Origin of the sequence: Rhodococcus sp. EPR-134, from assembly GCF_001647205.1 — a bacterium.
Lineage (GTDB): Bacteria > Actinomycetota > Actinomycetes > Mycobacteriales > Mycobacteriaceae > Rhodococcus_F > Rhodococcus_F qingshengii.
The window spans coordinates 1-6,766 of the sequence record NZ_LVCT01000184.1 but is presented as its reverse complement, the minus strand read 5'-3'; the positions used below and the strand labels follow the sequence as shown (position 1 = coordinate 6,766).

Sequence of the window (6,766 nt, the reverse complement as noted above, 5' to 3'; positions counted from 1 at the left end):
CTACACCCTGACGCCACTGAATCTATTGCCGAGGCGATCCGTGCAGTCGAGGCGGTGATGATCCCCACGGTGGTTCCCAAGGATTTGAAGGCAATCTATTCCAAGGGTGTGGGCGCACTCAAGCAACAGAAGGACAAATGGCGGCTTGCGATCGAGACCCAGAACGGTGCGGACGACATCGACGTGGTTATCTCGATGCTGGACCGGCTGGGCACCGCGCATCTTGAGCGCCACGAGGGCAACGTAGCCAAAGGCGTGGATACGGTTGAGTCAGCGCGAGCGTGCGTGCATCTCGCGGCGACACTCGTGCAGTGGTTCTCGATGGGCGCGGTAGTCAAGAGATGATTTTCGTTCTCACTCAGTGGAGGCCCTGATGCGTGTGGGACGGTCGATACAGAAGGCAATCGACGAGGCGCAAGCCGGAGACCTCGAGAGCGCAATGATGCACGCCTGCAATGCGGTAGACGGAACTGCCGCAAAGGTGCTTGAGCACATTTCCGGAAACAACCTTCGATTCACCACGTTCATCCGTGACAACTACGACATCTTCGGTCCCATGGCAGCGCCAGGTGTAAACGTGCGCGAGTCGAGGTTCCCGGTGAAGGTCGAGCGCCCGAAAGCGCCGGGCGGTCTTCCCGACATTGCTGACGTGGTTTACGGGATACATCGCTGCTGCCACGGACATGGCGACGCGTTGCCCGACGGGTTCGAGTTCATGGATGACGGACCCGAAGTCGGTCTCATGCGCATGCACTTCGAACGTGGAAGTGTGCGCTTGAGTAAGAGCACCATTTACGGCTTGCTTGCGTTGGCAGTGCTCGAACCGGCTAATACTGGCGAGACCATCCCGAACGACTATCGACTGACCTACAACGATCAGGCATTCTTCATCCACGATTGGTGGGGGAAGAAGGATGAGTTTCGAGAAGTCCTGAAGGAACGGGACCTGCCATCCGTGGTACTCGACTTCTCTGAATGGGCACGCGATGCGCAGGAGCCGAAGGGTGTTGTTGCACCTTCTACGGTTTCAAAGGTTCAGACAGGGGTCTCACGGTGAGCGACGAGTCGCGGAATCCGGCCCTAGCACTGCACGACATCCTGAATCGTCTGTGGAATACAGGCGGGGTAAAGGTGCAAGACGGTTGGCATGCTGTGTTGTCGGCACAAGTCGGAACGCTTGATTTCGCACAACGGCATGGTGAAGTTGTCGGGCTTCTGAACCTCGTGGGTGAACGTCTTCGAGGGCTACCCGACAACAACAGAACTCGGATTCGCTGTGAGGAGTATGTGCCTCAGTGGCATTCAGCGATTGTGTTTCGAGGTTTGTGGAACAGTGCGGCCAATTCCACGGCGCAGAGCGTAATCAGTGTTCCCGCGCTTCATCAGCTTGAGAGCCTGGGCGAGCAGTTCGATAGCCTCTTCGGCTACGAGGACACCGAGCTGTCGGAGGTCGCGGTAACTGACCTTCGGTCGAGCCTGCAGGAATGGCGCAACTTGCTCGATAGCGCTGACTTGCCCAGGGGCATGACAAATCAGATTCGGGGCGAGATCGACCACATCGAATGGCTCCTGGCGAATGTGGACCTTTTCGGTAGCGCGCCAGTCGTGAATCGCTCGCGGCAGTTAGTCGGCAGTGGAGTAATGGCCATGGCGACTCGACCGAGTCTTGCAACTCGAATCAACGCTGCGTTGGCGGGTGTGGTTGCTTTCCTGACGCTGACCAATTCGGGTGTGGAGCAGGCGAATGGAATTCTGGAAGGCGTGCAAGAAATGGCAACGCACGTTCAGTCGATCGCAGACGGGGAGCGGTCGGAACCTGCCGAGCCACGTCAGTTAGGGCCTGCGGATATCCCAACGCAGAGTGACGGTGAGATTATTGATGTCGAGGCAGAGGACGAAGCCGCAAGCTGATCGTGGCATCGAGCTCGATGATCTGCGTATGGGTGCGCATGTGAATGTGTACGTCAGTGCATCGCGGGTCGTGAGCATTGATCTCAGCGTCGGTGCGGGTAGATGCAATCGTGTCCTACGCTCCGAAAGGGCGGAACCTGGCATGTATCAGATGTCAGGTCCCGCCCTTTGGTCTTGACGGTGCTTAGGTTTCCTCTGCGCGCAATGCAGCGAGGTCGCCCGAGTAGGTTGCTTCGTCACTCGCGAGGTGCGTGAAGGCCTGCAATGCGGTGTGGCCCAGTTCGCGCATGAGGCGGATCGTCAATGCAGCAGCAGTGAAGCTGGTTGGGTCGTACCCGTCGAGAGGCAGGATTCCACACCCATCGTCGAGGTTCGTCCAGATGAGACCTGCAATCGTGTCGTCATTCGCGAGGACGAACCACCTACCGGGGCCGGTGCAATCGCCGGGGTAGTTCGGCAGCTTGTAGCCCTTGATCAACTCGTCGGTGATGACCTCCCATGTCTCGTCTGCGATGGGCAGGAATTGCATCGGGATCGGGTCCCCGAATGCGGCCATATGAATCAGCCCTCGGCTTCATCACTCGATGCGGCGGGTGTGGGATTCGCCTCTACTCGAACCTTGCGCGCGACGTCGTATGCCTCGAATCCCTTCTTGACTTTGGCAACGTCAGCGGGCTTGAACACGTACGACTTTCCTTCCTTTGTCACGAGCGCCTTTCCTTGCGGCGTACGCAGGAACACGCGCAACGACTTCGCGTCGGTTCCGATCTGCTGGGCAACATCCTTGCTGGTCAGCGTCTTGACTTCGGCCATGATGACTCCTTGGTTCGGGTGCATCTGTGGTGATGCGTGGCAGCAACGTACAAGACGAACAGCCCCAATCCGAAAGGTTGCATCCGTCGAACAGGCACTCGAACAACGCTGCGTGTCACCTTCTTGTCACATGCAAATCGAGAAAGTGCGTTCTGACCTGCATTACCAGGTCAGCGCCCCGCGTGTGTTCCTGCAGGTGGGGTATCGGCTAAACTGCTGGTCAAATGAGTGATATTGAGCGTGACCCCGAACCCCCAACATTTGCCGACCTCGACATCGATGATCGGGTACTGAAGGCACTGTCAGACGTGGGCTACGAGTCGCCCTCGCCCATTCAGGCTGCCACCATTCCGCCGCTGCTCGAAGGCAAGGACGTCGTCGGTCTCGCACAGACCGGTACCGGCAAGACCGCAGCCTTCGCAGTTCCAGTCCTGTCGCGGATCGACACGTCGATCAAGCAGACCCAGGCGCTGGTGCTTGCTCCCACGCGTGAGCTGGCGCTTCAGGTTGCCGAGGCATTCGGCAAGTACTCCGCGCACATCCCCGGACTCAACGTCCTGCCGATCTACGGTGGCCAGAGCTACGGAGTCCAGCTGTCGGGCCTGCGCCGCGGCGCACACGTCGTCGTCGGTACCCCGGGTCGTGTCATCGACCATCTCGAAAAGGGCACCCTGGATCTGACCAATCTCAAGTACCTCGTTCTCGACGAGGCCGACGAGATGCTCAAGATGGGGTTCCAGGAGGACGTCGAGCGCATCCTCCGCGACACCCCCGGCGACAAGCAGGTCGCCCTGTTCTCCGCAACGATGCCCGGCTCGATTCGCCGGATCTCGAAGCAGTACCTGAACAATCCGGTCGAGATCACCGTCAAGTCCAAGACGTCGACCGCCTCGAACATCACGCAGCGCTACATTCAGGTTGCTCATCAGCGCAAGCTCGATGCACTGACCCGAGTCCTCGAGGTCGAGGCATTCGAGGCGATGATCATCTTCGTCCGTACCAAGCAGGCCACCGAAGACCTGGCGGAGAAGCTGCGCGCCCGCGGGCACTCGGCTGCCGCGATCAACGGTGACATCGTCCAGGCACAGCGTGAGCGGACCATCGGTCAGCTCAAGAACGGCGCCCTCGACATCCTCGTCGCGACCGACGTTGCCGCTCGAGGCCTCGACGTGGATCGAATCTCCCACGTCGTCAACTACGACATCCCGCATGACACGGAGTCGTACGTCCACCGCATCGGTCGTACCGGCCGCGCCGGTCGTCAGGGTGACGCGTTGCTGTTCGTCGCCCCGCGTGAGCGTCATCTGCTCAAGTCCATCGAGAAGGCGACCCGTCAGCCGCTTGCGGAGATGCAGCTTCCCAGTGTCGACGACGTCAACGCCCAGCGCGTGGCCAAGTTCGGTGACTCCATCACCGAGAGCCTGGCCTCGGAGAATCTCGCGATGTTCCGCAAGATGATCGAGGACTACGACCAGGAACACGACGTTCCGCTCATCGACATCGCTGCCGCTCTGGCGTTGCAGTCGCGCGACGGCGAAGCATTCTTGCTTTCTCCCGAGCCGCCGGCACCGCCGCGTCGTGAGCGCGAGCCTCGTGAACCACGTCCTCCCCGTCGTTTCGACGATGGCCCGGCCCCGCGCTCGCGTGGGCCCGAGGGCCAGGAGCTGGCCGCGTACCGCATTGCAGTCGGCAAGCGTCACCGCGTCGTTCCGGGTGCCATCGTCGGTGCCATCGCCAACGAGGGTGGGCTTCGTCGAAGCGACTTCGGGCACATCAGCATTCGCCCGGATCACAGCATCGTCGAGCTGCCGGCCGACCTCTCCAACGAGACTCTCGAAGCTTTGCGTCGCACACGCATCTCCGGCGTCCTGATCCAGCTGCAGCCTGATTTCGGGCCGCCGCAGGGACGTCCGAGTGGCCGTGGCGACCGTGGTGGCCGGGACGATCGTGGTGGACGTGACGACCGCCGCGGTGGCGGACGCGATCGCTACAACGACTGACATACAGCTTCAACGACTGTCATGAAGACTGAAACAGGCGCTGCCCTCCGCGAGGAGGACAGCGCCTGTTTTCTGTGTGGGGGGGCAAGGCGCTGCGCGGTATCAGATCGGCGTCGGTGCGAGGGCGCCGTTCTTCCGGGCGTTGGTGTCGAACTGCGTGCGGTACAACTCGGCGTAGCGGCCGCCGCGCGCGAGCAGTTCCTCATGGTTGCCGCGCTCGACGATCTGGCCTGCCTCGACGACAAGGATCAGGTCCGCGGAACGGATCGTCGACAATCGGTGAGCGATCACCACCGCAGTCCGCCCGGCGAGTGCTTCGCCGAGTGCTTCCTGAACCGCAGCTTCCGACGTCGAGTCGAGATGCGCGGTGGCCTCGTCCAAGATGACGACGCGAGGCTGGGCCAGGAGCAGGCGTGCGATGGTCAGGCGTTGACGCTCGCCGCCCGAGAGGCGGTAACCGCGTTCACCCACCACGGTCTCCAGTCCGTCGGGCAGCGACGCAACCAGGTCGGTGAGCCGTGCGCGCTCCAGAACCTCACGCAGATCTTCTTCGGTGGCATCCGGTCGCGCAAGGAGCAGGTTGGATCGAAGGCTCTCGTGGAACAGGTGCCCGTCCTGCGTGACCATGCCGACGGTCTCCCGGATGGAATCGGCACTGAGGTCGCGGACGTCGACGCCGCCCAACTCGACCGAACCGGAGTCGATGTCGTAGAGGCGCGGAATCATCTGCGCCACGGTCGACTTTCCGGCACCGGACGTGCCGACCAAGGCGACCATCTGTCCTGCTTCGGTGCGGAACGACAGGTCGTGCAACACGTCCTCGCCGCCGCGGGTGTCGAGGATCGCGACTTCCTCCAGGGACGCGAGAGACACCTTGTCCGCGGATGGGTAAGCAAAAGTGACGTTCTTGAACTCGACGGACACCGGGCCCTGCGGCACCGTGCGTGCATCGGGCTTCTCGGTGATGAGCGGCGCCAGATCGAGAATCTCGAATACCCGCTCGAAGCTGACCAGGGCGCTCATGACGTCCACCCGGGCGCTGGCCAGTGCGGTCAACGGCGAGTACAGCCGCGTCAACAACAATGCCATCGCCACGACGGCGCCTGCGTCCAACTGTCCGCGCAGCGCGTAGAAACCGCCGAGTCCGTAGACGAGGGCAAGAGCAAGGGCCGAGACCAGCGTCAGCGCTGTGACGAAGACGGACTGCAGCATTGCGGTCCGGACTCCGATGTTGCGCACACGCCTGGCGCGAACCGCGAACTCCGCAGATTCTTGCGACGGGCGGCCGAACAGCTTGACCAGAGTCGCGCCGGGAGCGGAGAACCGCTCCGTCATCTGGGTGCTCATGAGCGAATTATGGTTGGCTGCTTCACGATTGAGTGCTGCAAGTTTGGCGCCCATGCGCCGTGCGGGGATGACGAAGATCGGGAGAAGTAGCAGCGCGAGGACGGTGATCTGCCAGGAGATCCCGAGCATGACGATCAGCGTGATCACCAGGGTGACCAGATTGCTGACCACTCCGGACAAGGTGTCGCTGAAGGCGCGCTGAGCGCCGATGACGTCGTTGTTGAGACGGCTTACCAGTGCTCCGGTTCGAGTTCTGGTGAAGAACGCGATGGGCATCTTCTGGACGTGATCGAAGACGGTGGTGCGCAGATGCAGGATCAGGTCTTCGCCGATGCTGGCCGAGAGCCACCGGGTCAACAGTCCCAGAGCGGCTTCGAGAAGTGCAACCAGTGCGATCAGGGCGGCAAGTTTGACGACCACGTCGACGGCGTCGCCGCCGACTATCGCGTTGACCACGCGCCCGGCCAGGACAGGTGTTGCCACGGCAAGCGCAGCAGTGACGACACTCAGTACGAGGTACCAGCTGAGGTTGCGTTTCTGTGGAACTGCGAACGTCGCGATCCGCTTCAGTGTCGCCTTCGAGAACGGGCGCCGATCTTCTTGCGCGTGCATCGCGTTGTACATCGCGTTCCACGCGGTGACTTCCATACTCATGACTTCGCCCCTCCGGTCGCCGGCCACGAAGATTACGTGGC

7 protein-coding genes are annotated in these 6,766 nt (G+C 61.5%); 4 read left to right on the top strand and 3 right to left on the bottom strand.

Annotated features, from left to right (window positions below):
* The 3 genes from A2J01_RS36330 to A2J01_RS08215 all read left to right on the top strand — a co-directional run.
* On the top strand, nt 1-345 hold a 345-nt coding region (locus A2J01_RS36330), incomplete at its 5' end, for a hypothetical protein (protein WP_197494178.1).
* 28 nt (nt 346-373) lie between these two features.
* A complete protein-coding gene (locus A2J01_RS08220; protein ID WP_156519211.1) occupies nt 374-1,057 on the top strand; it encodes a hypothetical protein in 684 nt (227 codons plus the stop codon).
* Nucleotides 1,054-1,911 carry a hypothetical protein gene (locus A2J01_RS08215; RefSeq protein ID WP_064112484.1) on the top strand — a complete coding sequence of 286 codons (858 nt, stop codon included), beginning with the start codon at nt 1,054-1,056 and terminating at the stop codon, nt 1,909-1,911. Before A2J01_RS08220 ends, A2J01_RS08215 begins: the two co-directional genes overlap by 4 nt.
* A gap of 184 nt (nt 1,912-2,095) precedes the next feature.
* Here the strand turns inward: A2J01_RS08215 and A2J01_RS08210 are convergent, their stop codons facing one another.
* Together A2J01_RS08210 and A2J01_RS08205 are read right to left on the bottom strand one after the other, a co-directional pair.
* Nucleotides 2,096-2,467, bottom strand: a complete 372-nt coding sequence (locus tag A2J01_RS08210) for a hypothetical protein (RefSeq protein WP_064112483.1) — start codon at nt 2,465-2,467, stop codon at nt 2,096-2,098.
* A gap of 5 nt (nt 2,468-2,472) precedes the next feature.
* A complete protein-coding gene (locus A2J01_RS08205) occupies nt 2,473-2,724 on the bottom strand; it encodes a hypothetical protein (protein ID WP_156519210.1) in 252 nt (83 codons plus the stop codon).
* 224 nt (nt 2,725-2,948) lie between these two features.
* Here A2J01_RS08205 and A2J01_RS08200 point away from each other — a divergent pair, with 224 nt between their 5' ends.
* Nucleotides 2,949-4,724: a DEAD/DEAH box helicase gene (locus tag A2J01_RS08200; RefSeq protein WP_003945121.1), complete on the top strand. Its 1,776-nt coding sequence runs from the start codon at nt 2,949-2,951 to the stop codon at nt 4,722-4,724.
* Between the two features lie 102 nt (nt 4,725-4,826).
* On the opposite strand, the gene A2J01_RS08195 is transcribed toward A2J01_RS08200, so the two are convergent.
* Nucleotides 4,827-6,725 (bottom strand): ABC transporter ATP-binding protein, encoded by a 1,899-nt coding sequence (locus tag A2J01_RS08195; RefSeq protein WP_019749303.1) that lies wholly within the window; start codon nt 6,723-6,725, stop codon nt 4,827-4,829.
* Between the last annotated feature and the right edge of the window lie 41 nt (nt 6,726-6,766).

What these genes read in the sequence shown, in the direction of transcription:
- A2J01_RS08220 (WP_156519211.1), top strand. Translation starts at nt 374, where the DNA reads ATGCGTGTGGGACGGTCGATACAGAAGGCAATCGACGAGGCGCAAGCC.
- A2J01_RS08210 (WP_064112483.1), bottom strand. Translation starts at nt 2,467, where the DNA reads ATGGCCGCATTCGGGGACCCGATCCCGATGCAATTCCTGCCCATCGCA.
- A2J01_RS08205 (WP_156519210.1), bottom strand. Translation starts at nt 2,724, where the DNA reads ATGGCCGAAGTCAAGACGCTGACCAGCAAGGATGTTGCCCAGCAGATC.
- A2J01_RS08200 (WP_003945121.1), top strand. Translation starts at nt 2,949, where the DNA reads ATGAGTGATATTGAGCGTGACCCCGAACCCCCAACATTTGCCGACCTC.
- A2J01_RS08195 (WP_019749303.1), bottom strand. Translation starts at nt 6,725, where the DNA reads ATGAGTATGGAAGTCACCGCGTGGAACGCGATGTACAACGCGATGCAC.